Below are 25,291 nucleotides of genomic sequence, written 5' to 3'. Positions count from 1 at the left end.
GTCGCGGCACACAGGACGCATACATCGAGGCTGGGAGGACGCCATGACGACGATCGAGACCGCACGAAAGAACACCGTGCCCGGGTCCGTCGCCGCGCTCGCGGCCACAGCCCGACCGTCCGGGCGGTAGGTCCCGCCCACCACCCGCGCGCTCTTCGCGCGCCGCCGCACCTCACGCGAGGTCTGCCACCGTCGGCAGACCTTCGGCGACTCCTCGACGCGTGTCGCCGCCGACTCCACGTCGGACCACTCACAGAAAACGGAATACCCATGTCTGTCGCCACGGCACAGAAGAACACCGACACCCAGCGGAAGAGCACCCTGCGCACGCTGCTGCGCATCCTGCCGTTCGCCAAGTCCGCCGCACCCCGCATCCTGCTCGGAATGGTGGCCGCGCTGCTCGCCAGCCTGGTCGCGCTGAGCATCCCGCAGGTGCTGCGCTGGCTGGTCGACGGCCCGCTGTCGACCGGCGATCCGGCCGCCGTGTGGCCGGCCGCCCTGCTGGTGGTCGGGCTGGGCGCCGCCGAGGCCGTGTTCATCTCGCTCCGCCGCTGGTTCGTGCTCACCCCGGGCACCCACGTCGAGGCGCGGATGCGCAACGCGCTGTACGAGCAGCTGCAGGACCTGCCGGTCGCCTTCCACGACCGGTGGCCGAGCGGTCAGCTGCTGTCGCGCGCCGTCAGCGACCTGAGCATGATCCGGCGCTGGCTGTCGTTCGGCATCGTGCTGCTCGTCGTCAACGTGGTCACGATCATCGTCGGCTTCGCCATCCTGATCGGCTGGAACTGGCTGCTGGGCACGATCTTCCTGGTGCTCTCGGTGCCGCTGTGGATCTACGGTTTCGTCTTCGAGAAGAAGTACTCGATCGTGGCGCGCCGCAGCCAGGACCAGGCGGGCGACCTCGCCACGGCGGTGGAGGAGTCGGTGCACGGCATCCGCGTCCTGAAGGCGTTCGGACGCGGCAAGCACGCGCTGAAGAGCTTCGAGTCCCAGGCGGAGCAGCTGCGCGGTACCGAGATCGAGAAGGCCAAGGCGATCGCCGGCATCTGGCTCTGGCTGCTGCTGGTGCCGGACGTCGCGTTCGCCATCTGCCTGGTCGTCGGCGTGTGGCTGTCCGCTCAGGGACAGCTGTCGGTCGGCGAGCTGGTCGCGTTCTTCGCCACGGCGACCGTGCTGCGGTTCCCGATCGAGTCGATCGGCTTCCTGCTCTCGATGACGTTCGACACGCGCACTGCGGCCGACCGCTTCTTCGAGGTGATGGACGAGGTCAACACGATCACCGACCCCGCCGAGCCCCGGAAGATCACCGACCCGCGCGGCGAGCTCGTCTTCGACGACGTGCACTTCCGCTACCAGGACTCGCCCGAGCGCTTCCCTGACCTGCTGGACGGCATCCGGCTGACGGTGCGCCCCGGCGAGACCATGGCCCTGGTCGGCCTGACCGGCTCCGGCAAGTCGACGCTGACCGCACTCACCACCCGCCTGTACGACGTGACCGGCGGCGCGGTGAAGGTGGACGGTGTGGATGTGCGCGACCTGACCCGCTACGACCTGCGCAAGGCGATCGCCATGGCGTTCGAGGACGCGACGCTGTTCTCGGCCTCCGTGCGCGACAACGTCCTGCTCGGCCGCGACGACCTCGACCCCGCCTCGGCCGAGGCGGAGCGGGTGCTGACCGAAGCGCTCGAGGTGGCGCAGGCGGGCTTCGTCTACGACCTGCCCGAGGGCGTCGAGACGAAGGTCGGCGAAGAGGGGCTGAGCCTGTCCGGCGGACAGCGCCAGCGCCTGGCGCTCGCCCGCGCGGTCGCGGCCAATCCGAGCATCCTGGTGCTCGACGACCCGCTCTCCGCGCTGGACGTCGACACCGAGGCCCTGGTGGAGGCCGCCCTCCGCCGGGTGCTCGCATCCACCACCGCGCTGATCGTCGCGCACCGCCCGTCCACGGTGATGCTCGCCGACCGGGTGGCCCTGCTGGAGGACGGCAAGGTCACGGCGGTGGGGACCCACCACGACCTGCTCGCCACCAGCGAGCACTACCGGTTCGTCATCTCCAGCCTGGAGGACGACGAGAACGAAGAAATCCTCGAGGAGGTGAACCTGTGAGCACGACGACTGTGCTGGGTGTCGAAGGCGAAGAGCGCAACGACCTCAACAAGGAGGAGAGCCGCCAGGTGCGGCGCCGGTCGCTGCGCCTGCTGGGCTCGCTGCTGCACCCGCTGCGGATGCGGCTGGTGCTGACCGCGGTCGTGGTCGTGGTGAGCACCGCGGCCCAGGTCGCGGGCCCAGCGATCATCGCGTACGGCATCGACAACGGCCTGCCCGCGCTCCTCAAGCAGGACTGGTTCCCGCTGGCCGCCGCCGGCATCGTGTACCTGATCACCGGTGTCATGGGTGCCGTGCTGATCGCCTGGTACACGGTGCTCAGCGCGCGGATCAGCCAGGCCATCCTGATCGACCTGCGCAAGCGGGTGTTCCTGCACACGCAGAAGCTCTCGCTGGAGTTCCACGAGTCGTACACGTCCGGCCGGATCATCTCGCGCCAGACCAGCGACCTCGACTCCATCCGGGAGCTCCTGGACTCGGGCATCAACCAGCTCGTGCAGGGCGTGCTGTACATGCTGTTCATCGCGATCGCGCTGTTCTCGATCGACTGGGCGAGCGGCGTCGTGCTGGTGTGCTCGCTGGTGCCGCTGTACCTCCTCACCCGCTGGTTCCAGAAGCGCTCGCAGGTGCTGTTCCGCATCTCGCGGGTGGCGTCGGCGAAGCTCATCGTGCACTTCGTGGAGACCATGACCGGCATCCGCGCGGTCAAGGCCTTCCGCAAGGAGAAGCGCAACGAGAAGGAGTTCGGCGGCCTGGTCGAGGACTACCGGGATGTCAACGCGCGCGTCATCCAGCTGTTCGGGATCTTCGACCCCGGGCTCGTGATGATCGGCAACGTGGCGGTCGGCGTCGTGCTGCTCGTCGGCGGCTTCCGGGTCGCTGACGGCCAGCTCGCCATCGGCGTGCTGCTCGCGGTGCTGCTGTACACGCGCCGGTTCTTCGACCCGATCGAGGAGATGGCGATGTTCTACAACTCCTACCAGTCGGCCGCGGCCGCGCTCGAGAAGATCTCGGGCGTCCTGGAGGAGGAGCCGAGCGTCCCGGATCCCGTGAAGCCGGTCGACCTGTGGTCGTCGCAGGGCCACGTCCGGTTCGACGACGTCACCTTCGCCTACAAGAAGGACCGCGTCATCCTGCCGGAGTTCACGCTCGACATCCCGGCGGGGCAGACGGTCGCGCTGGTGGGCTCGACGGGCGCGGGCAAGTCGACGCTGGCGAAGCTGATCTCGCGGTTCTACGACCCGACGGACGGCTCCGTGACGCTCGACGACGTGGACCTCCGCGACCTGCACCCGAAGGACCTCCGCCGTGCGATCGTCATGGTCACCCAGGAGGCGTACCTGTTCAGCGGCTCGGTCGCCGACAACATCGCGCTCGGCAAGCCGGACGCGACGCGGGAGGAGATCGTGCACGCGGCCCAGGCGGTCGGCGCCCACGAGTTCATCGCGGGTCTACCGAACGGCTACGACACCGACGTGAACAAGCGCGGCGGCCGGGTGTCCGCGGGTCAGCGGCAGCTGATCTCGTTCGCCCGGGCCTTCCTCGCCGACCCGGCGGTCCTCATCCTGGATGAGGCCACCAGCTCGCTCGACATCCCGAGCGAGCGACTGGTGCAGGAGGCGCTGCAGACGCTGCTCGCGGACCGCACGGCCGTGATCATCGCGCACCGCCTGTCGACGGTCGCGATCGCCGACCGCGTGCTGGTGATGGAGCACGGACGCGTCGTCGAGGACGGAACGCCCGACGACCTGATCGCGGGCACCGGGCGCTTCGCCCAGCTGCACGCGGCCTGGCGCGACTCGCTCGTGTAGCGGGCGGCGGCGACGGTCCGGCGGGGACCACGGGAAGCCTTCTCGTGGTCCCCGCGGCCGTCTCCGGCCAGGAGCCGGCGGGGAGGGGTCGAGTCAGCCCGCCGGGGACCAGGTGGTTCGTGCGCGCGCAGGGCGCGGGATGCGGCGACGGCGGCGCAGCACCAGGACCTCCGCGCCGGCGTCGATGTACTCGCTCGCGGTGGCTGCGTCGGCGTAGCGCTCCGCGGTCCCCGCGACGATGGTGATGGCGTCGGCGGTGACCGAGCGGCCGGCGGAGGCGATCACGCCGATGCGCGACGTCGCCGGGGCGACGATCCCGCGGATGCTCCGGCCGAGCGCGGCGACGTGCGCGGATGGGCCGGCCATCGGCCCGGACAGCGCCTCGCCGAGGTCGAGCAGTTCGACGCGCTCGCCGAGGATGCCGGCGATGCGGCCACTCGCGACGACGGCGGACTGCACCGCGTCCAGGAGCTGGTCGTCGCCTGCGGCAAGCGGCAAGCGCAGCGACAGGCCCGCGATGCGGACGCCGAGCGCCCGCGCGTAGCGTGCCGCAGCGACGGCGTCGTCCGGGTGCAGGCGGAGGAGGACAGCGGTGCCCGCCGGGGCGGTCGCGAACTCGTCCAGGTCGCGGGCGTCGTCCACGACGAAACGGCGCACACTCGACTCCCACGCGGCACGCCGTCGCGGCCAGCGCGCTCCGGGCGTCGCGTACAGCACGCCGCGTGCATCCGGGACGCTGCGCTGCAGCACCGGAAGGCCGGAGTCGTGCGACACGACGAAGCCGGCCCCGTCCGCCGCCAGGGCGGCCAGCAGCGCGGGATGCGCGAGCGCGGAGACGTCGAAGCGCACGTCCATCCAGGGCAGCAGCGCGCGCAGCTCGCGGAAGCGGTCGGCGACGCGAGCGAGGTCGATCACGACCACCGGCGAGGGATGAGCGGGATGGTCCACCGCGTCCGCCCCGGCCGTCGCGCGCACTGCGTTCAGGCCGGTCGGGCCGGCGGTTCGGGTCGCGATGGACATCCCGCTCTCCTCGGGTGGTCTCGGCCCGTATCCCGGACCGGGGAGCCTCGCCGTTCGGGTCGGTGAGGTTGTCTCACATACTCGCCGTGGCTGCAGTGCCCCGCATCCGGGGGGTCACGACAATCCGATTGCGTGGAAGCACGGATGAACAACCGGGCTGGTGCGGTGAAGATGTCCCTATGTCCCTCCGTGTGGTGATCGTCGACGACCACGAACGGTTCCGAGCCCAGGCCGCCGAGCTGCTGCGCCTGGAGCGGTTCACCGTGGTCGGCGACAGCGACACCGCGGCCGGAGGGGTCGAATTGAGCAGGCGGCTCACGCCCGATGTCGTGCTCCTCGACATCGGCCTCCCGGACGCAAGCGGCTTCGACATTGTGCCCGTCATGCGGGCCTTCGGGGTGGCCGTGGTGCTCACCTCCAGCCGGTCCGCGACGGACTACGGCAGGCGGGTCGCGGACAGCGGTGCGAAGGGTTTCATCACCAAGGAGGAGCTGAGCGGTGAGGCGATCCGCAGCCTGCTAGTGTAAGCGGCGTGAGCGGGGGACAGACAGACAGTTCTCGCGCGCTCAGGGTGGCCGTCGCCGACGACGCAGTGCTGCTGCGCGAGGGGATCGGCCAGATCCTGCGCGCGGGTGGGATGGACGTGGTGGCGTCCGTCGACACGGCCGAAGAACTTCTCGACGCCGTCGCGGCGGAGGATGTCGACGCCATCGTGCTCGACATCAAGATGCCGCCGACGCACACCGACGAGGGCCTGCGGGCGCTGGAGCGGCTGCGCGCCGACGGCTCGCGCGCGGGCATCCTCCTGCTGTCCATGTACACGACGGCCGCGTACGCCATCCGGGCGATGAGCGCGGGAAGCGGCACCGGCTATCTGTTGAAGGATCGCGTGGCCGACGCGGACACCCTCGTGACCGCCGTGCGCACGGTCGCCCGCGGAGGCTCCGTCGTCGACCCGGAGGTCGTGCAGCTGCTGGTCAACGCGCGCTCCTCGGAGGCCGCGGTCGAGTCGCTGTCCTCCCGCGAGCGAGACGTGCTCCGGCTCATGGCCGAGGGCAAGTCGAACGTCGGTATCGCGAGCGAGCTGCACCTCAGCCTCCGCACGGTCGAGTCGCACATCGGCCACATCATGGCGAAGCTCGACGTTGAGGACTCGGCCGAGGGGCACCGTCGCGTGCTCGCCGTGCTGCGGTTCCTGGGCCGGGACGTCTGACCCCATGGTCGCCACGCGGCCGGGACCTTCGCGGACGGAGATCGCCGCTCCCGCCGCGCGCCCCCACTGGGCGCGGCTGACGCTGCGGGCGCTCGCCGTCACCGTCGCGATCGCGTCGAACGTGCTGGCCCAGGTGCTCAGCGCGATGCTGAACGATTACGGCCCGCGGCCGTCCGGCGCCGGGTGGGCGGTCGTCTTCATCGCGGTGGCGCTCGACTACATCATCTGCGGCGTCGTCGCGTGGCGGCTGGTCGCCAGCGCCATCCCCGGGTGGCTGATGATCGGCGCCGCGCTGTTCTGGTCGGCGGGCGCCTGGTACCCGCTCGTCCGGCAGTGGGGATGGGTCTGGCCGTGGGTCGCGGGCGTCACCGACCTCTGGGCGGTGCTGGTCGGAATCCTGGTGCTCTGCTATCCGACCGGACGGCTGACCGCGCGCTTCGATCGGGCGGTCGTCCTGGCGGTGACGATCGCCTTCGCGATCCGGCTCGGCGGCATCCTGCTGTTCTCGTCGCCCGAGCCGGCGGAGTGCGGGTGCGCGACGAACCCCTACGCGGTGCTCCCGAGCGACGAGGCGGACTACTGGCTCGGGATCGGGTGGCGCGTCATCGGCCTGGCGCTGATGCTGACCGTCGCGGTGCGGCTGATCACGCGCTGGTTCACGAGCTCGCTGCCCGCGCGTCGGGTCGCCTTCGTCATGCCGCTGGCCATCCTGCTCTGGTGCTACGGCACCATCCAGGACTCGCTGAGCTTCGCGCTCGGGTGGGACGGCGGCTGGCTGCAGTTCGTGCCCCCGGTCGCGATCGCGCTCATCCCGCCGGCGTTCGTCGGCGGCGTGCTGTACGCGCGCGGCCTGCGGTCGCGCGTCGCCGACCTCGTGATCGTCGCGCGCGACAAGGTGGACCGCGGCCTGTGGGAGTCGAGCCTCGCCCGGACGCTGCACGACTCGTCCCTGCGCGTGTTCTGGTGGGACGAGCCGTTGCAGGCCTACCAGACCAGCGACGGCCTCCCGGCGGAGGACGCCGTCACCGCCACCCGGCCGGGCCGCTCGACGCTCGCGATCGACTCCGACCAGGGCCCGATCGCGCTGATCGAGCACGATGTGGCGCTGAGCCAGGACGACCGTCTGCTCGACGCCGTGTCCTCCGCCCTGCTGCTCTCGGTCGACAACGACCGCCTGCGCGGGAGGCTGGAGCGCACCATCCAGGAGCTGCGGCAGTCGCGCCTCCGCCTCGTCGAGGAGGGCTACCTCGCCCGCCGGCGGCTGGAGCGCGACCTGCACGACGGCAGCCAGCAGCAGCTCGTCTCGCTGGCGATCAGTCTGCGGATCGCCACCGCGAAGGCGGAGGCCCACGGCGACGAAGAGCTCGCCGGCGAACTGCAGCGCGCGTCCGACCAGCTGGCGGACGCGCTCCGCGAACTCCGCGAGCTGGCCCGCGGCATCCACCCGACCGTCCTCACCGACGGCGACCTGCGCTCGGCGATCGAGGAGCTGGGGATGCGCAGCCACCTGCCCGTCGAGGTGCACGTGGATGTGGGGGAGCGGCTGCCGGAGGTCGTCGAGGAGACGATCTACTACTGCGTCTCGGAGGCGCTCGCGAACGCGGCGAAGCACTCCCGCGCCCGCAACTGCTCCGTCTCGGTGACGCGCGCGGACACGACGGTCACGGTCGTGGTCAAGGACGACGGCCAGGGCGGCGCCCGCATCGAGCCGGGCGGCGGCCTCGAGGGCATCCGCGACCGGGTCGAGACGGTGTCGGGACGTGCGGACGTGCGCTCGGTCGCAGGCCTCGGCACGATCATCGAGCTGACCATCCCGGTCGGCTGAACCCGCCTCGCGCCGGCGGCGGTCTACTTCGAGTGCGGCGCCTTCGCGGCGAAGACCTGGTCGCCGATGGCGAAGCCCGACCAGCCGCCTCCGCAGTCGCCGGCCTTGGCCGGGAGGCCGTCCACGGGCCACCAGCTGTCCTGGATGGTCGGCTTGGGCACGGGCACCTCTTTGCGCACGTGCCGGGGCCACATGCGTCTTCGACGTGTAGGTCATGATCGCCGAGCCGTCCTGCGTGTCGTAGTCGACGCGGATGATCGTGGCGTCGTCGGGGACGAACGTCGGCGAGCCGAAGACCGCGGTGTTCGCGGCCTTCATGTCCTTGGCCGTGTCGTAGATCTCCGACGAGACGTGGGGCTCGAACGCGGTGATCACCGAGCATCCGGACAGGGCCAGGGCGAGCGCAATCGTCGTCGCGATGACTCCAGCGGTACGCATGCGGGGCACGGCAGCTCCAGGGAACGGTGAATGGATGTGATGCAAGTCAACACGACGAAACTGAGGGGATCATCGGTCGGAGGGATGACTCCCGGCGCCATCGTAGCGGGCGGCCCGCAGGTCGACCCGGTACGCCGCGGTGCCCACCCCCAGAAGCGGGGTGCCCTCCGCGCGGTAGTGCTGCAGCGCGATGTGCTCGTGGTTCGCCGGCGGGTGGCCGCTCGCGCGCACCACGCGCCACCACGGCACCGAGCCGCCGTAGTACGCCATGATCTGGCCGACCATCCGCGCTGCCCGGGAGCCGAGCGTCGCGGCGACGTCGCCATAGGTCATGACCCGGCCGGGCGGGATGGCGTCCACGACCTCGAGGACGCGCTCGACGAACGGGACGTCGTCGGACGCGTCTCCGGAGGCGTCGTCAGAGCTCGAGGGCACCGATCGTCTCGCCGTACTGCGTCTCGCCGACCGGCTGGAAGCCGCTGCGCAGGAAGAACTGCTCGGGGCCGAGCTCGCCCGACTCCCAGATGACATAGAGCCGGTGCAGGCCGCGCTGACGGGCCTCCTCGGCGAGGGCGCGCACCGCGAAGGTGCCGATGCCGCGGCCCTGGTCGTCCGCGTCCACGTTGATGCGCCAGAGGATGGCCTTGAACTCCTCGTGCTCGGCGTTCGGGTCGAAGCTGCCCATGATGAACGCGACCACGTCGTCGCCGTCGAGGACGACGCGCTGCCACGAGGTGTTCGGGTCGGGGATGGCGGCCGCCGCCGAGTAGGAGACCGGAGCGACGAACTGCTCCTGGCCCGGCTTCAGTGTCAGCGCGTTGGCCGCCACGACGGTCCGCGCGCTCAACTCTTCCAGTCTCAACTCAGCCATGACGAAAGCGTAACGTGCGCGTACGACCGCGGCATAGCTCCCTCCCAGCCGACGATTCGCCGGGAGAAAGTGTCTCGATGTCAAGATAGTTCTCGCGCTCGGGTAAGCTGTCGTCGGCTCAAACGGCACAGACTCAGGAGAACCATGGACAAGATCAAGGTCGAAGGAACGGTCGTCGAACTCGACGGCGACGAGATGACGCGCATCATCTGGAAGGCGATCAAGGAATCCCTCATCCACCCGTACCTCGACGTGAACCTCGAGTACTACGACCTCGGCATCCAGAAGCGCGACGAGACCGACGACCAGATCACGATCGACGCGGCCCACGCCATCCAGAAGCACGGCGTCGGCGTCAAGTGCGCCACCATCACGCCTGACGAGGCGCGCGTGGAGGAGTTCGGCCTCAAGAAGATGTGGCGCAGCCCGAACGGCACGATCCGCAACATCCTCGGCGGCGTGGTCTTCCGCGAGCCGATCATCATCTCGAACATCCCGCGGCTCGTCCCCGGCTGGAACAAGCCGATCGTCATCGGCCGTCACGCCTTCGGCGACCAGTACCGCGCCACCGACTTCGTCTTCGACGGCCCGGGCACCCTCACCATGAGCTTCCAGCCCGCCGACGGCGGCGAGGCGCAGTCCTTCGAGATCTACCAGGCGCCGGGCGCCGGTGTCGCGATGGGCATGTACAACCAGGACGAGTCCATCCGCGACTTCGCCCGCGCTTCGTTCAACTACGGTCTCGACCGGCAGTACCCGGTCTACCTGTCGACCAAGAACACCATCCTGAAGGCGTACGACGGCCGCTTCAAGGACCTCTTCCAGGAGGTCTTCGACGCCGAGTACAAGGAGAAGTTCGACGCGGCCGGCCTCACCTACGAGCACCGCCTCATCGACGACATGGTCGCCTCCAGCCTCAAGTGGGAGGGCGGCTACGTCTGGGCCTGCAAGAACTACGACGGCGACGTCCAGTCCGACACGGTCGCGCAGGGCTTCGGCTCGCTGGGCCTGATGACCTCCGTGCTGACCACCCCGGACGGCTCGGTCGTCGAGGCGGAGGCCGCGCACGGCACGGTCACCCGCCACTACCGCCAGTACCAGCAGGGCAAGCCGACCTCGACGAACCCGATCGCCTCGATCTTCGCCTGGACGCGCGGCCTCGCGCACCGCGGAAAGCTCGACGGCAACCAGGAGCTCATCGACTTCACCCACACCCTCGAGGACGTCGTGGTGAAGACGGTCGAGGAGGGCAAGATGACGAAGGACCTCGCGCTCCTCGTGGGTCCGGACCAGAAGTACCTCACCACCGAGGAGTTCCTGGACGCGATCGCCGAGAACCTGAAGGCGCGCCTGGGCTGACCCCTCGCGACATTCGTGCCGAATGTGCGCTATCCCTTGCGAATAACGTGCATTCGGCACGAATCGTTTAAGGGGTCAGCGGGCGGTCCAGCCGCCGTCGATCGCGAGGGTCTGGCCGGTGACGAGGGAGGCCGACGGCGACGCCAGGAACGCGACGGCGCCGGACACCTCGCGCGGCTCGCCGATGCGATGCAGGGCGGCGATGCGCTCGACGGTGTCGGCGCGGAACGCGTCGTCCGAGAGCGCGGCGGCGGTCCCGTCGGTCTCGATGAACGTCGGCGCAACCGCGTTGACGCGGATGCCGTACTGGCCCCACTCGACCGCGAGGCAGCGGGTGAGGTGGACGACCGCGGCCTTCGCCGAGCAGTACGAGGCCTCGCCGGGAAGGGCGATGAGGCCCGCCTGCGAGGCGATGTTGACGATCGAGCCGCCGCCGTTCTCGCGCATGCTCTTCGCGAGGTGCTGCGACAGGAAGAAGGTCGAGCGGGTGTTCAGCGCCCAGACGTGCTCGAACTCCTCCTCGGTCACCTCGAGCGCCGGCGCGTCGATCCCGCCGCCGGCGTTGTTGACCAGGATGTCGATCGGGCCGAGCTCGGCGATGGCTGCGTCGATCGCGGCCCGGCAGCCGGGCAGATCGAGCACGTCCATCCGGATCGCGGTCGCCTGCACGCCGAACGCGCGGAGCTCGTCGACGAGGTCCGCCGAGCCATCGGGATCGCGTACGCCGAGCACGACGTCAGCGCCCTGCCCCGCGAGTTCCAGGGCGATCTCGCGGCCGAGACCGCGACTGGCGGCCGTCACGAACGCGCGTGAGCCGGCGAGCGAGAAGGGGGTGCGGGTAGAGGCGGTGGAGGCGTCGGTCATGCCTGGAGCGTAGTCCCGCGCCGACCATCGACTGTCACCGGCTCAGGTCAGAATGGAGGCATGACCGACGCCGATCTGCTCCTGGCCCGCTTTGTCCGCTCCATCGACCAGGAGGGGCTGGGCGCGTACGGCGCGGTCGCACTCGTCGGCGACGACGAGGCGGAGCACCGCTGGCGCAGCGACGACCGCGAGAACCTGTACTCCGTGTCCAAGGGCGTGAGCGCGCTCGCCGCAGGCATCGCCGTGGACGAGGGCATCCTGTCGCTCGACACCACGGTCGCCGAGGCGCTGCCCGGGCTCGAGCTCGGGGACGGCGTCGACCGGGTGACCCTGCGCGACCTGCTGACCATGTCGAGCGGCATCGACTTCGTCTGGTTCGGCGACCAGCCCGTGCCCGGACCCGACCTCGCGCAGGAGATGCTGCGGCGCCCGACCCGCGGGCCCGGCACCCGCTTCCAGTACTCCGACGCGAGCACGTACGTTGCCATGCGGATGCTGGCGGCGCGGGTCGGCGATGTGCGCGACTGGTTGCTGCCGCGCCTGTTCGACCCGCTCGAGATCCACAACCCGCAGTGGATGCGCTGCCCGCTCGGCCACATCGTCGGCGGGACCGGACTGCAGCTCCGCACCGGCGAGCTCGCCCGGATCAGCCGGGTGCTGCGCGACCGCGGCGAGTGGCGCGGACAACCGATCGTCAGCGCCGAGTGGATCGACGGGATGCACGCGCGCTGGGTCGACACGGGGGAGGACCCGGCCACGGACCGTTACGGCATCGCCGTCTGGGAGGGATCGTCGGGGCTGTGGCGCTTCGACGGACGCTACGGGCAGTACGTGGTCGTGAACGATGCGCGCGGGGCCGTCCTCACGATCACCGCCCACGAGGAGTTCCGCACCCGTCGGCTGCTCGACCTCGCACACGAGGCGCTGCTGGGGTGACAACCCGCATGTAACGAGTTCGTTTCGTTGCTTGCATTTCATTTGTTCGTAAGCTTTACTAACAAACATGACGACGACCGAGGTGCAGGGAAGCACCGGAGGACTGGGACCTGGGCGGATCCTCCGCCCGCGTGCCAAGGTGCTCCCGGAGCACGCCCGCAGCCACAACCGCTCGCTCGTCCTGCAGACGCTCTACCGCTCGGGGGAGCGCAGCCGCGCGGACCTCGCCCGCGAGACGGGCCTCACCCGCGTCACGGTCTCCGACCTCGTCGCCGAACTGCTGGCCGAAGGCCTCGTGATCGAGCTGGGACAGCGCGAGTCGGCCCGCCCCGGCAAGCCGGCGGTCCTGCTCGACATTAACCGGAGCGCGCACCAGATCGTCGGCGTCGACCTCAGCGACCACGACCGCTTCCGCGGCGCAGTGATGGATCTCGACGGCGCCATCATCGCGTCCGCCGAGGTCATGCTGGAGGATGACGGACGCTCGGCAACCGGCGACGACGCCCTCGCGAAGGTCGACTGGCTGGTGGAGCGGCTGGTCGCAGCGTCCACCGCCCCCATCCTCGGCATGGGGGTCGGCTCGCCCGGTGTCGTCGACCTGAGCGGCACCATCCTGACCGCCCCGAACCTCGGCTGGACCGACCTCGCGCTGCAGCGGCACCTGGCAGACCGCACCGGGCTCCCGGTCGTCGTCGCCAACGACGCGAACGCGGCAGCGCTCGCCGAGCACACGTACGGCGGAGCGGCGGGCGACATGATGCTCATCCGCGTCGGCCACGGCATCGGCGCGGGGCTGCTGGTCGCCGGAGCCCTCGTCTACGGCAGCCACTTCGCCGCCGGCGAGATCGGCCAGGTCATGGTCGGCACCGACCTCGGGCTCGAGACGACGTACAACCGGGACCAGGTGCTCGAGCACTGGCTCAGCGTCCCGCAACTGCAGCGCGGCATCCACGAGGCGCACGCGGCGGGGCAGGATGCGACCCCCGTGCTCCGAGAGGCCGGCCAGCGCCTCGGCATCGCCCTCGCGCCCGTCGTGGGCGCCCTCAACCTGTCGGAGATCGTGCTCGCGGGTCCGACCGAACTGCTCGACGGCCCGCTCGCCGAAGCGACCGTCCACACGCTCCGGAATCGGACCATGGCGGAGAACCACGCCGACCTGTCCGTCCGGATGACCACGCAAGGGCAGGACATCGTCCTGCGCGGCGCGGCCGTTCTCGTCCTCTCCGGACGACTCGGGGTCTCATGACACACACAGCACCGCCCGAAACCTGACCCCTGCACCCTCGGTGTGCTGCAGCCGCACACACTGACCACCACGAAAGGAACCAGCAATGAAGAGAAAGCTCGTCGGCCTCGCCGCTGTGGCTACGGCTTCCGCTCTCGTGCTCGCCGGATGCGCGTCGGGAGGCTCCTCCACCGGAGCCAGCACCGACGGCAAGGGCAAGACGGTCACGCTGTGGCTCGTCGGCTCGGACACTCCGGACAAGCTGCGGAACTACCTCACGACGGAGTTCAACAAGGAGACCGGGGCCACCCTCAAGATCGAGCAGCAGGACTGGGGCGACATCGTCACCAAGCTCACCACCGCGCTGCCCGACGCCAACAACACGCCGGACGTGACGGAGATGGGCAACACCCAGTCGCCGACCTTCACCAACGTCGGAGCGTTCCTCGACATCTCCGACATGTACAAGGAGCTCGGCGGCAGCGACCTGCTGCAGTCGTTCGTCGACGCGGGCAAGGTTGACGGCAAGAACTACACGCTGCCGTACTACTTCGGCTCGCGCTACATGTTCTACCGCAAGGACGTCTACCAGGCGGCCGGCGTGACCGTTCCGACCACGCTCGACCAGTTCAACACCACGGTGGCGGACATCACGGCGAAGAACCCGAAGAACATCTCCAACTTCTCCGGCTTCTTCCTCGGCGGTCAGGACTGGCGCGACGGCATCTCCTGGATCTTCGCCAACGGCGGGGACATCGCCCAGCAGAAGGGCGGCAAGTGGAAGGGCACTCTCGAGTCGGAGAACTCCCTCAAGGGCCTGCAGCAGCTCCAGGACCTGTACAAGAACGCATCCAAGGCGCCGAACGACGCCAAGGACTCGAACCAGTACATCTACCTGAACGACACCGACCAGACGCTGGACGCCGACGGCAACAAGACGGGTGACACCTCGCTCGCCGCCGCGACGATCATGGCTCCGGGCTGGGCGCACTGGTCCATCGGCGACCTGTCGCAGAAGGACGGCAAGCCGGTCCGCACCTGGAACGACGCCACCTTCGGCACCTACGTGCTCCCGGGCAACGACGGCAAGCCGGCCCCGGTCTTCGCCGGCGGCTCCAACATCGGCATCTCGGCGAAGACCAAGGAGCCGGGCCTGTCGAAGACCCTCCTGAAGATCATCTTCTCGAAGGAGTACCAGGAAATGCTCGGCCAGAACGGCCTGGGCCCGGCCAACTCGAAGTACACCTCCTCGCTGGGCGACGACCAGTTCGCGAAGGCGCTCATCGAGTCGGCGTCGAACTCCAAGCTGACCCCGGCCGCTCCCGGCTGGGCCTCGGTCGAGGCGGGCAACGTGATGGAGGAGTTCTTCTCCAAGATCCGTGACGCGTCCGACCTCAAGGCGCTCGCCCAGGAGTACGACAAGAAGCTCGACTCGCTGCTCAACGTCAAGAGCTAGAGCCGACCGAACAGGGGATGCGGTGCGCCGCGACCTGGCGCGACCGGCGCACCGCATCCCTGAACCATCCCCCTCGCCAAGGAGACGTCCGTGACCGCCACCGAGGACACCCGCCTCATCCTTCCCGCAGCGCCACCGCCTGCGGCCGACCAGCCCCGCCGTCGCCGCGGCCGCGTCACCCCGTACGGCCTCCTGCTGCCGGCCATCATCATCCTGCTCGTCGCCCTCGGCTACCCGATCGTGTGGCAGCTGATCACCTCGATGCAGCACTTCGGGCTGGCCCAGCAGTTCGGCAAGCCCGCCGACTTCGTCTGGTTCGAGAACTACATCACCCTGTTCTCCGACCCGTACACCTGGGTCGTCGTCGCCCGGTCCATCATCTTCTGCCTGGTGACGGCGTTCGTCACCGTGATCATCGGCGTCGGGATGGCGCTGCTCATGAACGCGGTGAACCGCGTCGTCCGCATCATCCTGCAGATCTCGCTCCTGCTCGCCTGGGCCATGCCGGTCGTCGCCGCGATGACCGTCTGGAACTGGCTGTTCGACTGGCGCCGCGGCGTCGTCAACTACACGCTCACCTCGTGGGGCCTCGACTTCCAGGACCACAACTGGCTGCAGAACCCGCTCTCCTTCTTCTTCGTCGCGATGGTCATCGTGACGTGGATGAGCGTGCCGTTCGTCGCCTTCTCGGTCTACGCCGGGCTGACGCAGGTCTCGACGGAGGTCGTCGAGGCCGCGCAGATGGACGGCGCGCGGGGCTGGCAGCGGCTGCGCTACATCATCCTGCCGATCATCCGCCCGGTGCTCGGGATCGTCCTGCTGCTGCAGATCATCTGGGACCTGCGCGTCTTCGCACAGATCAAGCTGCTGCAGGACAAGGGCTCGATCGCCAGCGAGACCAACCTGCTCGGCACCTACATCTACCAGCTCGGCGTCGGCTCGAGCGACTTCGCGATGGCCAGCGCCGTCAGCGTCTTCGTGCTCGTGCTCACCATCGCCCTCAGCTGGTTCTACGTGCGACACCTTCTCAAGGAGGACGAATCGTGACTCGCCGCATCCGCCCGTCCCGCGTCCTGCTCGGCGCCCTCGGCGTCGTGCTCGCCCTGATCTGGGTCTTCCCGGTCTACTGGATGGTGAACTCGTCGCTGCTGCCGAACGTCATCCTGCAGAACACCACGCCCACCTGGCTGCCGTTCGGCGGCTCGTTCGACAACTTCACCGCCGTCGTGCAGGGCGGGACGTTCTTCCCGGCGCTCGGGATGAGCGTCGCCGTCGCGCTGATCACGGTCGTCTGCTGCCTGGCGTTCGCGTTCCTCGCGGCGCTGGCGATCAGCCGGTTCCGTTTCCGCGGCCGCCGGTCGTTCGTGCTCGCCGTGCTGCTCATCCAGATGCTCCCCGCCGAGGGCCTGTTCATCGCGCAGTACAAGCTGATGGGCACGCTCGGCCTGCTCAACACGGTGATCGGCGTCAGCATCCTGTACATCGCCGCCGTCGTGCCGTTCACCATCTGGATGCTGCGCGGCTTCGTCGCCGGCATCCCCGCCGACCTCGAGGAGGCCGCGATGGTGGACGGGCTCAGCCGCACGCAGGCGTTCCTGCGGATCACGTTCCCGCTGCTCGCCCCGGGCCTCGTCGCCTCGGGCGTCTACGCCTTCCTGCAGGCGTGGAACGAGTTCACGGTGGCGCTGGTCATCCTGCCGCAGTCGAGCAGCGCGACGCTGCCGCTGTGGCTGCGCGGATTCGTGCAGCAGTCCGCCTCCCGCGCCACCGACTGGGGGCAGGTCATGGCCGCGTCGACGCTCGTCGCGGTGCCGGTCATCATCTTCTTCCTCATCGTGCAGGGCCGGATGACGAGCGGTCTCGTCAGCGGGGCGGTCAAGGGGTGAGCGGCGCGTCCGTCGCCGACACCGCCCTGACCGACCCGGACCTCCGCCGCAGCATCGCAGCGACGCTGCTGCCGGGGTTCGTCGGGACGACACTCCCTTCGTGGCTCGCTGCGCGGCTGCGTGCGGGGCTCGGCGGGGTGTGCCTGTTCGGGCAGAACATCTCCTCGGCGGCGCAGCTGCGCGAGCTCACCGACGCGATCTACGCCGCCAACCCGGAGGCGATCGTCGCGATCGACGAAGAGGGCGGGGACGTCACCCGGCTCTACTACGAGAGCGGGTCGCCGTATCCCGGCAACGCGATCCTCGGCCGGCTGGGCGACGCTGCCTACACCGAGGACGTCGCTCGGCGCGTGGGGAGGAGCTGCGCCGGGCCGGCGTGAACCTCGACTTCGCGCCCGACATCGACATCAACTCCAACCCGGACAACCCGGTGATCGGGGTGCGCAGCTTCGGCTCGTCGCCCGAGGTAGTGGCCGAGCACGGAGCTGCCTGGACGCGCGGGCTGCAGGCCGCGGGCGTCGCGGTCGCGGCGAAGCACTTCCCGGGGCACGGGGACACGGCCGCCGATTCCCACCTGGAGCTGCCGGTCGTCGACGTGTCGGCGGAGCAGCTGCGCTCGCGCGAGCTCCTGCCGTTCCGGGCCGTCGTCGCGGCCGGGGCGCGCGCGGTGATGACCTCGCACATCCTGCTCCCGCAGCTGGACGCGACCCTGCCTGCGACGCTCAGCCCGGCGATCATCGAGGGGATGCTGCGCGGCGAGCTCGGCTTCGACGGCGTCGTCGTCAGCGACGCCCTCGACATGCACGGGGCGAGCGGCACCCGCGGGATCCCGGAGGCGGCCGTGCTCGCGCTCGCCGCCGGCTGCGACCTGCTCTGCATCGGCACCGAGAACACGGACACGCAGCTCGCCGCGATCGAGGACGCCATCGCCGCCGCCGTCGCCGCCGGCCGCCTCACCCCCGCGCGCCTCGCCGCTGCCGCCGCCCGCGTCCGCTCCCTCGCCCAGGAAGCCGCCGAGCACAGGAAAAACGTCGTCGACACGCCGGCCGGGGCAGCGGAATTCCTGTACTCGACGGCTGCGGAGGACGTGGAGCGGGCGGAGCGCGCGTTCGATGTGAGCGCGGAGGCCCGGGAGTGGCTGGCGGCGAACGACGGGCGGTACTCCGTCGTGCGGATCGACACGGTCGCGAACATCGCTGTAGGGACGGCGCCCTGGGGGCCGTTCGCCGAGGTGAAGGCCGACCCGGGGACGCCGTGGGCGCGGGAGTTCGCCGCGAACCCGGAGGTGCTGTTCACCGAGGACGACCATCCCGACCTCGTGCTGGCCGCGCAGTCGCCGGTGCTCGTCGTCGGCAAGGACAACCACCGGCACGCCTTCGCGCGTGCCGCGATCGACCGGCTGCGCGCCGAGCGCGAGCGGGTGCTCGTCGTCGACATGGGCTGGCCGAGCGACGACCGGTCCTACGCCGACATCGCGACCTTCGGCGCCTCCCGCCTGGTCGGCCGTGCGTTGCTCCGCCTGCTCGGACACGGCTCGTGAGGCTCGGCATCGACATCGGCGGCACCAAGACCGACGCCGTCGCGGTCGACGAGCGCGGCGCGCTGACGCAGCGCATCCGCCTTGCGACTGGTTTCGGCCACGCGGCCGTCGTGGAGACGGCCGTCACCGCCGTCTCCCGCCTCGGCGAGCTCACCGGCCTCGCGCCCGCGGGCTTCCAGTCCATCGGGATCGGCGTGCCCGGGATGGTCGACACGGCCTCCGGAGACGTCGCCCACGCCGTCAACCTCGGGTTGGACAGGCTGGAACTCGGCGGGATGCTCGCCGGACGCCTGGGCGTCGGAGTCCGAGTCGAGAACGACGTCAAGGCGGCCGCCCTCGGCGCCTACCATCTGCTCGGCCTGTCCGGCACGATGGCGTTCCTCAACCTCGGCACCGGGATGGCCGCGGGCATCGTGGTCGACGGCCGCCTCTGGCGCGGCAGCACCGGGATCGCCGGCGAGATCGGGCACCTGCCCGTCGACCCGCAGGGCGCCCTGTGCGCGTGCGGTCAGCGCGGCTGCCTGGAGACCGTCGCGAGCGGTTCGGGCGTCGCCCGGCAGTGGCCGACCGACGACCCGCTCCCGGTCCGCGCCGTCTTCGCCGCTGCGGCCGACGGCGACCCCGCCGCCCGCGCCATCACGGCTAGGCTGGCAGCGGGCATCGCCTCCGCGGTGCGCGCCCTCGTGCTCACCGTCGATCCGGCCACCGTCGTGGTCGGGGGCGGCCTGAGCCACCTGGGGGAGCGCCTGCTCGGCGACGTCCACGAGGTGCTGCACGACTGGGAGCGCACGTCGCCGTTCCTGGCGTCGCTCGACCTGCCTGGGAGGGTGCGCCTCGTCCCCGAAGGAACCCCCGTCGCCGCGCTCGGAGCGGCCCTCGTAGGAGAGAACTGATGGCAGAGATCGTCGTCGTCCGCGACCAGGAGGCCGCGGGCGAGCTCGCGGCGCGCAGCATCCTCGACCTCATTGCGGCCAAGCCGGACACGGTGCTCGGGCTCGCGACCGGATCCACCCCGCTCGCGGTGTACCGGGCGCTGGAGCGCGGGATCCGGGAGCGCGGCGTCGACGTGTCGCATGTCCGCGGCTACGCCCTCGACGAGTACGTTGGCCTGCCCGAGGGCCACCCCGAGTCGTACCGCGCGGTCATCACCCGCGAGGTCGTGGAGCCGCTGGGCCTGACGCCGTCGCTCATCCACGTGCCCAACGGATCCCTCGACGGCATCGAGCGCGCCGGCCTCGCCTACGAGAAGGCGATCGCCGAGTCGGGCGGCGTGGATGTGCAGATCCTCGGCATCGGGACCGACGGGCACATCGGCTTCAACGAGCCGGGCTCGTCGTTCGCCTCGATCACCCGCGTCAAGACCCTCACCGAGCAGACCCGCCGCGACAACGCGCGGTTCTTCGACTCGGAGGACGACGTCCCGATGCACTGCATCACGCAGGGGCTGTCGACCATCCTGAAGGCCCGGCACCTGATGCTGCTCGCGTTCGGCGAGGGTAAGGCGGCGGCGCTGGCCGGGGCGGTCGAGGGGCCGGTGTCGGCCTCCAACCCGGGGTCGGCCGTCCAGCTGCACCCGCACGTCACCGTGCTCGTGGACGAGGCGGCGGCGTCGCAGCTGAAGAACATCGACTACTACCGGTACGCGTACGCGAACAAGCCGTCCTGGCAGACGCTCTAGGGGGCTGTCGCTAGAGGACGGAGCCGTCGGCCACCACGGTCTGCACGCGCCAGTCGTGGTCGAGCAGGACCGCGTCGGCCACGTAGCCGGTGTGCAGGCGGCCCAGCCGGTGGCCCTCGCCGAGCACGTGCGCGGGGGTTCGGGTGAGGGCGGTCACGGCGTCCACCGGGTCGACGCCCGCGCGCGTCACGGCGATCCGCAGCGCCGCATCCTGCGTCAGCGTGGAGCCAGCGATCGTGTCGGTGCCGGACAGCACCGCGAGCCCGTCGTGGACCGTCACGTTGAGCTCGCCGAGGCGGTAGTTCCCGTCTGAGGCGCCCGCGGCGGCCATCGCGTCGGTCACCAGTGCCACGCGTCCTGGCGCCTCGCGGAACAGCAGGGCGGCGACCGTGGGATGCACGTGCAGCCCGTCGAGGATGAGCTCCAGCGTCACCTCGGGGTTGTCGATCGCGGCCATGACCGGCCCCGGAGCGCGGTGGTGGATGCCCGGCATCGCGTTGAACGCATGGGTCAGCAGCCGCGCGCCCACCTCGAAGGCGCGCGCGGCCTGCGCGTAGTCGGCGGCGGTGTGGCCGACGCCGACCACGACGCCCGCCTCGGTCAGCACGCCGATCGCCTCGAGCGCGTTGGGCAGCTCAGGGGCGACGGTCGCCGTGCGGAGGGTGCCGCGCGCGGCCGCGATCAGCTGCTCGACCGCCTCGGGCTCCGGGTCGCGGAGGAAGCGCGCGTCGTGCGCTCCGCGACGCTCCGGTGCGAGGAATGGGCCCTCGAGGTGCGAGCCCAGCACGAGCGGGTCGGTGGCGGTCAGTTCGGCGACGATCGCCAGACTCTCGCGCAGGGAGGCGAGAGGATTGGCGACGTGCGAGATCAGGGCGCGCGTCGTCCCGTGCGCACGGTGGGTGAGGAGGGCAGCGCGCATCTCGTCGACACCGTCGTCGTACGGATGCCCGCCGCCGCCGTGGCAGTGCAGATCGATGAAGCCGGGCGTGAGCCAGTGGCCCTGCGCGTCGATGACCGTCTCGGCCTCGGCCGCGCTCGCGCCCCATCCCGCCCCGCTGCCGGTCGCGGAGATGTGCGCGCCGTCGACGACGAGCCAGAAGTCGTCCACCTGCCCGTCGGCGTCCACCTTGCGGGCGCTGTGGACGACGAGGCGGCTCATGCGAACTCGCGTCGGCCGTTGATGACCCCGCTGATCGTGGCGATCACCGCGAACACGATGGCGACGATCGGCTGGCCGAGGTCCCACCAGGCGAAGGCGGCGGACCCCATGACCACGACCTCCACGATCGCCTTCACGAACGGGTCGGTGCGGAGCACGGCGCGGGGCGAGCGGAACAGCGCCCACAGCAGGATTGCGATGACCGGCGCGCCGATCCCGACCACGATGTTCCACGGCAGCGGCCAGGCGAGGAAACCCCAGATGCCGAGGGAGACGATGGCGAACAGTTCGAGGACGAACCGGAGCACGTCGTTGGCGCCCACCTTGATGGGGGCGTGCTGGTCGGGCGCGGAAGTCACCAGGTCAGTTTATCCGTCGTGTGTCAGCGGAAAATGATCGTCCGTGCGCCGTCGAGGAGGACGCGGTCCTCGGCGAACCACTTCACCGCCTGGGTCAGCGTGCGGCTCTCCTCATCCTGACCGATCGCCACCAGCTCCTGGACGGTCTGCGTGTGGTCGACGCGCACCACGTTCTGCTCGATGATCGGACCCTCGTCGAGGTCGCTGGTGACGAAGTGGGCCGTCGCACCGATCAGCTTCACGCCACGCGCGTGCGCCTGCCGGTAGGGATTGGCGCCCTTGAACCCGGGGAGGAAGGAGTGGTGGATGTTGATCGCGCGCCCGGCAAGCCGCTCGCACAGCTCGGGGGAGAGGATCTGCATGTACCGGGCGAGGACGACCAGCTCGATGTCGTGCTCCTCCACCGCCTCCCGGATGCGCGCCTCGAACGCCGCCTTGTCCTCCGCTCCGACGACCGGCCGCGCCTCGAACGGGACGCCGTAGAAGCCGGCGAGGTCGCTCAGCGTCTCGTGGTTCGACAGCACCAGCGGGATCTCGACCGGCAGCTGCCCGGCGCGCTGCCGGAACAGCAGGTCGTTGAGGCAGTGGGCGGCCTTCGAGACGAGCACGAGCGTCCGCAGCGGGCGGCCGACGTTGTCGACGCGATGTGTCATCCCGAACCGCTCGACCACCGGCGCGAGCGCCTGCTCGAACTCCTCGCGCCCGGCCTCCGACTCCACCTGGAGGCGCATGAAGAAGCGGCCGGTGTCTGTGCTGGCGAACTGCTGGCTCTCGGTGATGTTGCCGCGGGCGGCGACGATCGCGCCGCTGACCGCGTGCACGATCCCTGGGCGGTCGGCGCAGCTGAACGTGAGCACCCAGTGGTTGGAGGGGAGGAGTCGGTCACCAGAACAGGGTAGCGGGCGGTGGATGCTATGCTGGATCGTATGTGAGATTTATATGCATATTGGAGCCAGCTATTATGAAACAAGTTACGGTCACGTTTGACGTCGATTGGGACATCTACGAGGCGATCGAGCGGTTGGCGAAAGGTTCGCTCAGGACAGTGGACGAGGAGCTTCACTACATCGTCGGCCAAGCGGCGGTGGGGCAACCCGTCGATCCTCGGCCTTCGATTCAGAAGCTCGGCATGGTCGCCTACATGCGCCACCGCTTCGGAGCGCTGGAAGAATGATCCTGCTCGACACCAATGTCGTCTCCGAGCTGACCAAACCACGGCCTGAGCCTCGAGTTGTCGCCTGGCTCGAGTCGTGGGAGCGGACGGAACTGTACATCTCCTCGGTGACCATCACGGAGATGCTCGCCGGAGCGAACCGGATGAGCGATGGTCGATACGCGGACGAGAAGGCGGAGCCGATGCGATCGCGACGCGCGACAAGGACTTCACCGACGTCGGCATGCCGGTGCTGAATCCCTGGGACGGGTAGCGCGCGCGGCGTGTTGACGCGCGCCCGCGGGTGCACCACGATCGGTGCATGACCAGCACCGGTGAGGATGCGCCCGACACCCGTACGGGAGCGGCATCCGCCTTCAACGTCGAGCTGAACGGGCTCAACACCATCCAGGAGCACGAGCGCAAGGGGCGCCCGCGCGACCTGTTCTGGCCGTGGTTCGGCGCCAACGTGTCCGTGTTCGGGCTGAGCTACGGGTCGTTCCTGCTGGGGTTCGGCATCTCGTTCTGGCAGGCGACCATCGTGGGTGTCGTCGGCATCGTGGCGTCGTTCCTGCTCTGCGGGATCATCTCGCTCGCGGGCAAGCGCGGATCCGCGCCGACCATGGTGCTCAGCCGCGCGGTCTTCGGGGTCGAGGGCAACCGGGTCCCCTCGTTCCTGTCCTGGCTGCTCACCGTCGGGTGGGAGACGGTGCTCGTCTCGCTCGCCGCCCTCGCGACCGCGACCGTGTTCGAACAGCTCGGCTGGGAGGGCGGCTGGGTCACCAAGCTCGTCGCGCTCATCGTCGTCGTCGCGCTGGTCATCATCGGCGGCGTGATCGGTTTCAACCTGATCATGCGCATGCAGATGGTGATCACGATCGTGACCGGCGTGCTGACCCTGGTCTACATCCTGCTGGTGCTGAACCACATCGACCTCGGTGCCGTGGCGGCGCTCCCCGCGGGCGACGCGCCGCACGTGATCGGCGGGTTCGTGTTCATGCTCACCGGGTTCGGGCTGGGCTGGGTGAATGCGGCCGCCGACTACTCGCGCTACCTGCCGCGGTCCGCGCGGAGCGGGTCGGTGGTGGGATGGACGACCTTCGGCTCATCGCTCGCGCCGGTCATCCTCCTCATCTTCGGCATCCTGCTCGCCGGCTCGTCGCCGAAGCTGAGCCAGGCGATCGGCGCCGACCCGATCGGGGCGCTCGCGTCCATCCTGCCGACGTGGTTCCTCGTGCCGTTCGTGATCGTCGCCGTGCTGGGCCTCGTCGGCGGCGCTGTGCTCGATATCTACTCATCCGGGCTCGCGCTGCTGAGCGTCGGCGTCCGCGTCCCGCGCTACGTCGCGGCGGGGATCGACGGCGTGATCATGACCGCCGGCGCGGTCTACGTCGTCTTCGTCGCGACCGACTTCATCGGGCCGTTCCAGGGCTTCCTCATCACTCTCGGCGTCCCGATCGCCGCGTGGTGCGGCATCTTCATCGGCGACATCCAACTCCGGCGCCGCGACTATGCGGAGGCGGAGCTGTACGACCGGCGCGGACGCTACGGCGCGATCAACTGGCTGCCGATCGCCCTCATCGTCATCGGCACGGTCATCGGCTGGGGACTCGTCACCAACACCTACGCCGACTGGCTGAGCTGGCAGGGCTACCTGCTGGGCCCGATCGGCGGCAAGGAGGGCGACTGGGCCTTCGCCAACCTGGGCGTGCTGGTCGCGCTGCTGATCGGCTACCTGGGCACCATCCTGTTCTCGCGGAACGCGGTGCGCCGCCAGGAGGAGCGGTGACCGGACCGACGCTCGTCGTCATCGACATGCAGCAGGTGTTCGGCGATCCGGCCAGCCCCTGGTTCACGCCGAAGTTCGCGGAGGCGGAGGCGGTGATCGCGGGGATGGTGCCCGCGTTCGGCGACAACGTGATCTTCACGCGCTTCATCGCCCCCGAGAAGCCTGAGGGCGCCTGGGTGCCGTACTACGAGCAGTGGCCGTTCGCGCTGGTCCCCGAGGACGATCCGATCTACGACCTGGTGCTGGCGTTCCGTGACACCGGGCATCCCGTGGTGACCGAGCCGACGTTCGGCAAGTGGGGCGCCGACCTCCGAGACGCGCTCGCCGGGTCGCAGGATGTGGTGCTCGCCGGCGTCTCGACCGACTGCTGCGTGCTCTCCACGGCGCTCCCCGCGGCGGATGCCGGGATCCGCATCCGGGTGGCCGCCGACGCCTGCGCGGGCCTCTCGGACGCGGACCACCAGCGTGCCCTCGACGCCATGGCCCTCTACGCCCCGCTCATCGAGATCACGGACAGCGCTGGCGTGCTGGACGGTCTCCGGTAGAATCGACGGTGGTCGGCGGTTCCCGCACGGCCCTGGGCGCGCACATGGGCGCGTAGTCGAC

At 70.0% G+C, this 25,291-nt stretch carries 27 protein-coding genes; 19 read left to right on the top strand and 8 right to left on the bottom strand.

The features are described 5' to 3' along the window. Positions 1 to 270 precede the first annotated feature (270 nt). Positions 271 to 2,103, top strand: coding sequence for an ABC transporter ATP-binding protein (locus ACRAWB_RS09310; RefSeq protein ID WP_431353079.1), 1,833 nt, complete (start codon positions 271 to 273; stop codon positions 2,101 to 2,103). Beyond that, on the top strand, positions 2,100 to 3,914 hold the full coding sequence (locus ACRAWB_RS09305) for an ABC transporter ATP-binding protein (RefSeq protein WP_431353078.1): 1,815 nt from the start codon (positions 2,100 to 2,102) through the stop codon (positions 3,912 to 3,914). Before ACRAWB_RS09310 ends, ACRAWB_RS09305 begins: the two co-directional genes overlap by 4 nt. Positions 3,915 to 4,007: 93 nt before the next feature. Here ACRAWB_RS09305 and ACRAWB_RS09300 read toward each other — a convergent pair whose 3' ends face one another. After that, positions 4,008 to 4,934 carry a hypothetical protein gene (locus ACRAWB_RS09300; protein ID WP_431353077.1) on the bottom strand — a complete coding sequence of 309 codons (927 nt, stop codon included), beginning with the start codon at positions 4,932 to 4,934 and terminating at the stop codon, positions 4,008 to 4,010. Positions 4,935 to 5,113: 179 nt separating this feature from the next. On the opposite strand from ACRAWB_RS09300, the gene ACRAWB_RS09295 reads away from it, so the two are divergent. Genes ACRAWB_RS09295 through ACRAWB_RS09285 form a run of 3 tightly spaced genes read left to right on the top strand, consistent with a single transcriptional unit; the run spans position 5,114 to position 7,972 of the window. Next, positions 5,114 to 5,461: a response regulator gene (locus ACRAWB_RS09295; protein WP_363805311.1), complete on the top strand. Its 348-nt coding sequence runs from the start codon at positions 5,114 to 5,116 to the stop codon at positions 5,459 to 5,461. Between the two features lie 44 nt (positions 5,462 to 5,505). Further along, positions 5,506 to 6,147, top strand: a complete 642-nt coding sequence (locus ACRAWB_RS09290; RefSeq protein WP_431353076.1) for a response regulator transcription factor — start codon at positions 5,506 to 5,508, stop codon at positions 6,145 to 6,147. 4 nt (positions 6,148 to 6,151) lie between these two features. Then, entirely contained in the window at positions 6,152 to 7,972 is a 1,821-nt protein-coding gene (locus ACRAWB_RS09285; protein WP_431353075.1) for a sensor histidine kinase, read from the top strand. Positions 7,973 to 7,995: 23 nt separating this feature from the next. Here ACRAWB_RS09285 and ACRAWB_RS09280 read toward each other — a convergent pair whose 3' ends face one another. The 3 genes from ACRAWB_RS09280 to ACRAWB_RS09270 form a co-directional block, all read right to left on the bottom strand. Then, on the bottom strand, positions 7,996 to 8,133 hold the full coding sequence (locus ACRAWB_RS09280) for a hypothetical protein (RefSeq protein WP_431353074.1): 138 nt from the start codon (positions 8,131 to 8,133) through the stop codon (positions 7,996 to 7,998). A gap of 346 nt (positions 8,134 to 8,479) precedes the next feature. Continuing rightward, on the bottom strand, positions 8,480 to 8,845 hold the full coding sequence (locus tag ACRAWB_RS09275) for an MGMT family protein (RefSeq protein WP_431353073.1): 366 nt from the start codon (positions 8,843 to 8,845) through the stop codon (positions 8,480 to 8,482). Next, positions 8,829 to 9,281: a GNAT family N-acetyltransferase gene (locus tag ACRAWB_RS09270; protein WP_431353072.1), complete on the bottom strand. Its 453-nt coding sequence runs from the start codon at positions 9,279 to 9,281 to the stop codon at positions 8,829 to 8,831. Before ACRAWB_RS09270 ends, ACRAWB_RS09275 begins: the two co-directional genes overlap by 17 nt. 144 nt (positions 9,282 to 9,425) lie before the next feature. Between ACRAWB_RS09270 and ACRAWB_RS09265 the strand changes: the two genes are divergently transcribed. Next, on the top strand, positions 9,426 to 10,640 hold the full coding sequence (locus ACRAWB_RS09265; RefSeq protein WP_431353071.1) for an NADP-dependent isocitrate dehydrogenase: 1,215 nt from the start codon (positions 9,426 to 9,428) through the stop codon (positions 10,638 to 10,640). Between the two features lie 75 nt (positions 10,641 to 10,715). Here the strand turns inward: ACRAWB_RS09265 and ACRAWB_RS09260 are convergent, their stop codons facing one another. Continuing rightward, on the bottom strand, positions 10,716 to 11,504 hold the full coding sequence (locus ACRAWB_RS09260; RefSeq protein WP_431353070.1) for an SDR family NAD(P)-dependent oxidoreductase: 789 nt from the start codon (positions 11,502 to 11,504) through the stop codon (positions 10,716 to 10,718). Positions 11,505 to 11,564: 60 nt separating this feature from the next. Here ACRAWB_RS09260 and ACRAWB_RS09255 point away from each other — a divergent pair, with 60 nt between their 5' ends. The 9 genes from ACRAWB_RS09255 (at position 11,565) to nagB (ending at position 20,225) form a co-directional block, all read left to right on the top strand. Further along, on the top strand, positions 11,565 to 12,440 hold the full coding sequence (locus ACRAWB_RS09255; protein WP_431353069.1) for a serine hydrolase domain-containing protein: 876 nt from the start codon (positions 11,565 to 11,567) through the stop codon (positions 12,438 to 12,440). A gap of 67 nt (positions 12,441 to 12,507) precedes the next feature. Continuing rightward, positions 12,508 to 13,686: an ROK family protein gene (locus tag ACRAWB_RS09250; RefSeq protein WP_431353068.1), complete on the top strand. Its 1,179-nt coding sequence runs from the start codon at positions 12,508 to 12,510 to the stop codon at positions 13,684 to 13,686. 85 nt (positions 13,687 to 13,771) lie between these two features. Beyond that, the gene (locus tag ACRAWB_RS09245) at positions 13,772 to 15,121 is read left to right on the top strand and encodes an extracellular solute-binding protein (RefSeq protein ID WP_431353067.1); all 1,350 of its coding nucleotides are present in this window, start codon (positions 13,772 to 13,774) and stop codon (positions 15,119 to 15,121) included. Between the two features lie 90 nt (positions 15,122 to 15,211). Further along, positions 15,212 to 16,168, top strand: a complete 957-nt coding sequence (locus ACRAWB_RS09240; protein ID WP_431353066.1) for a carbohydrate ABC transporter permease — start codon at positions 15,212 to 15,214, stop codon at positions 16,166 to 16,168. Beyond that, positions 16,165 to 17,007, top strand: coding sequence for a carbohydrate ABC transporter permease (locus ACRAWB_RS09235; protein WP_431353065.1), 843 nt, complete (start codon positions 16,165 to 16,167; stop codon positions 17,005 to 17,007). The genes ACRAWB_RS09240 and ACRAWB_RS09235 overlap by 4 nt, the downstream gene beginning before the upstream one ends. Further along, positions 17,004 to 17,387, top strand: a complete 384-nt coding sequence (locus tag ACRAWB_RS09230; protein WP_431353064.1) for a hypothetical protein — start codon at positions 17,004 to 17,006, stop codon at positions 17,385 to 17,387. Before ACRAWB_RS09235 ends, ACRAWB_RS09230 begins: the two co-directional genes overlap by 4 nt. Further along, positions 17,384 to 18,547, top strand: coding sequence for a glycoside hydrolase family 3 N-terminal domain-containing protein (locus ACRAWB_RS09225; RefSeq protein ID WP_431353063.1), 1,164 nt, complete (start codon positions 17,384 to 17,386; stop codon positions 18,545 to 18,547). The genes ACRAWB_RS09230 and ACRAWB_RS09225 overlap by 4 nt, the downstream gene beginning before the upstream one ends. Continuing rightward, positions 18,544 to 19,440: an ROK family protein gene (locus ACRAWB_RS09220; RefSeq protein WP_363805290.1), complete on the top strand. Its 897-nt coding sequence runs from the start codon at positions 18,544 to 18,546 to the stop codon at positions 19,438 to 19,440. The genes ACRAWB_RS09225 and ACRAWB_RS09220 overlap by 4 nt, the downstream gene beginning before the upstream one ends. After that, positions 19,440 to 20,225 (top strand): glucosamine-6-phosphate deaminase, encoded by a 786-nt coding sequence (nagB, locus tag ACRAWB_RS09215; RefSeq protein WP_431353062.1) that lies wholly within the window; start codon positions 19,440 to 19,442, stop codon positions 20,223 to 20,225. Before ACRAWB_RS09220 ends, nagB begins: the two co-directional genes overlap by 1 nt. Before the next feature lie 10 nt (positions 20,226 to 20,235). On the opposite strand, the gene nagA is transcribed toward nagB, so the two are convergent. From nagA to purU, 3 genes are read right to left on the bottom strand one after another with little or no spacing between them, the layout of a single operon-like run. Then, the gene (gene nagA, locus ACRAWB_RS09210) at positions 20,236 to 21,384 is read right to left on the bottom strand and encodes an N-acetylglucosamine-6-phosphate deacetylase (protein ID WP_431353061.1); all 1,149 of its coding nucleotides are present in this window, start codon (positions 21,382 to 21,384) and stop codon (positions 20,236 to 20,238) included. Continuing rightward, positions 21,381 to 21,743 (bottom strand): YrdB family protein, encoded by a 363-nt coding sequence (locus tag ACRAWB_RS09205; RefSeq protein ID WP_431353060.1) that lies wholly within the window; start codon positions 21,741 to 21,743, stop codon positions 21,381 to 21,383. Before ACRAWB_RS09205 ends, nagA begins: the two co-directional genes overlap by 4 nt. A 23-nt stretch (positions 21,744 to 21,766) precedes the next feature. After that, positions 21,767 to 22,600 carry a formyltetrahydrofolate deformylase gene (gene purU, locus ACRAWB_RS09200; RefSeq protein WP_431353059.1) on the bottom strand — a complete coding sequence of 278 codons (834 nt, stop codon included), beginning with the start codon at positions 22,598 to 22,600 and terminating at the stop codon, positions 21,767 to 21,769. A 104-nt stretch (positions 22,601 to 22,704) separates the two neighbouring features. Here purU and ACRAWB_RS09195 point away from each other — a divergent pair, with 104 nt between their 5' ends. The 4 genes from ACRAWB_RS09195 (at position 22,705) to ACRAWB_RS09180 (ending at position 25,230) form a co-directional block, all read left to right on the top strand. After that, positions 22,705 to 22,917, top strand: coding sequence for a hypothetical protein (locus tag ACRAWB_RS09195; RefSeq protein WP_431353058.1), 213 nt, complete (start codon positions 22,705 to 22,707; stop codon positions 22,915 to 22,917). Beyond that, positions 22,914 to 23,153: a PIN domain-containing protein gene (locus ACRAWB_RS09190; protein ID WP_431353057.1), complete on the top strand. Its 240-nt coding sequence runs from the start codon at positions 22,914 to 22,916 to the stop codon at positions 23,151 to 23,153. Before ACRAWB_RS09195 ends, ACRAWB_RS09190 begins: the two co-directional genes overlap by 4 nt. 65 nt (positions 23,154 to 23,218) lie before the next feature. Beyond that, positions 23,219 to 24,685 (top strand): purine-cytosine permease family protein, encoded by a 1,467-nt coding sequence (locus ACRAWB_RS09185; RefSeq protein ID WP_431353056.1) that lies wholly within the window; start codon positions 23,219 to 23,221, stop codon positions 24,683 to 24,685. Further along, positions 24,682 to 25,230: a cysteine hydrolase family protein gene (locus ACRAWB_RS09180; RefSeq protein ID WP_431353055.1), complete on the top strand. Its 549-nt coding sequence runs from the start codon at positions 24,682 to 24,684 to the stop codon at positions 25,228 to 25,230. The genes ACRAWB_RS09185 and ACRAWB_RS09180 overlap by 4 nt, the downstream gene beginning before the upstream one ends. Positions 25,231 to 25,291 lie beyond the last annotated feature (61 nt).

It is taken from the genome of Leifsonia poae (assembly GCF_050632865.1).
Classification (GTDB): Bacteria; Actinomycetota; Actinomycetes; order Actinomycetales; family Microbacteriaceae; genus Leifsonia; species Leifsonia poae_B.
Note: the sequence above shows the minus strand (reverse complement) of the source record. Positions and strands in the feature narration are given on the sequence as shown.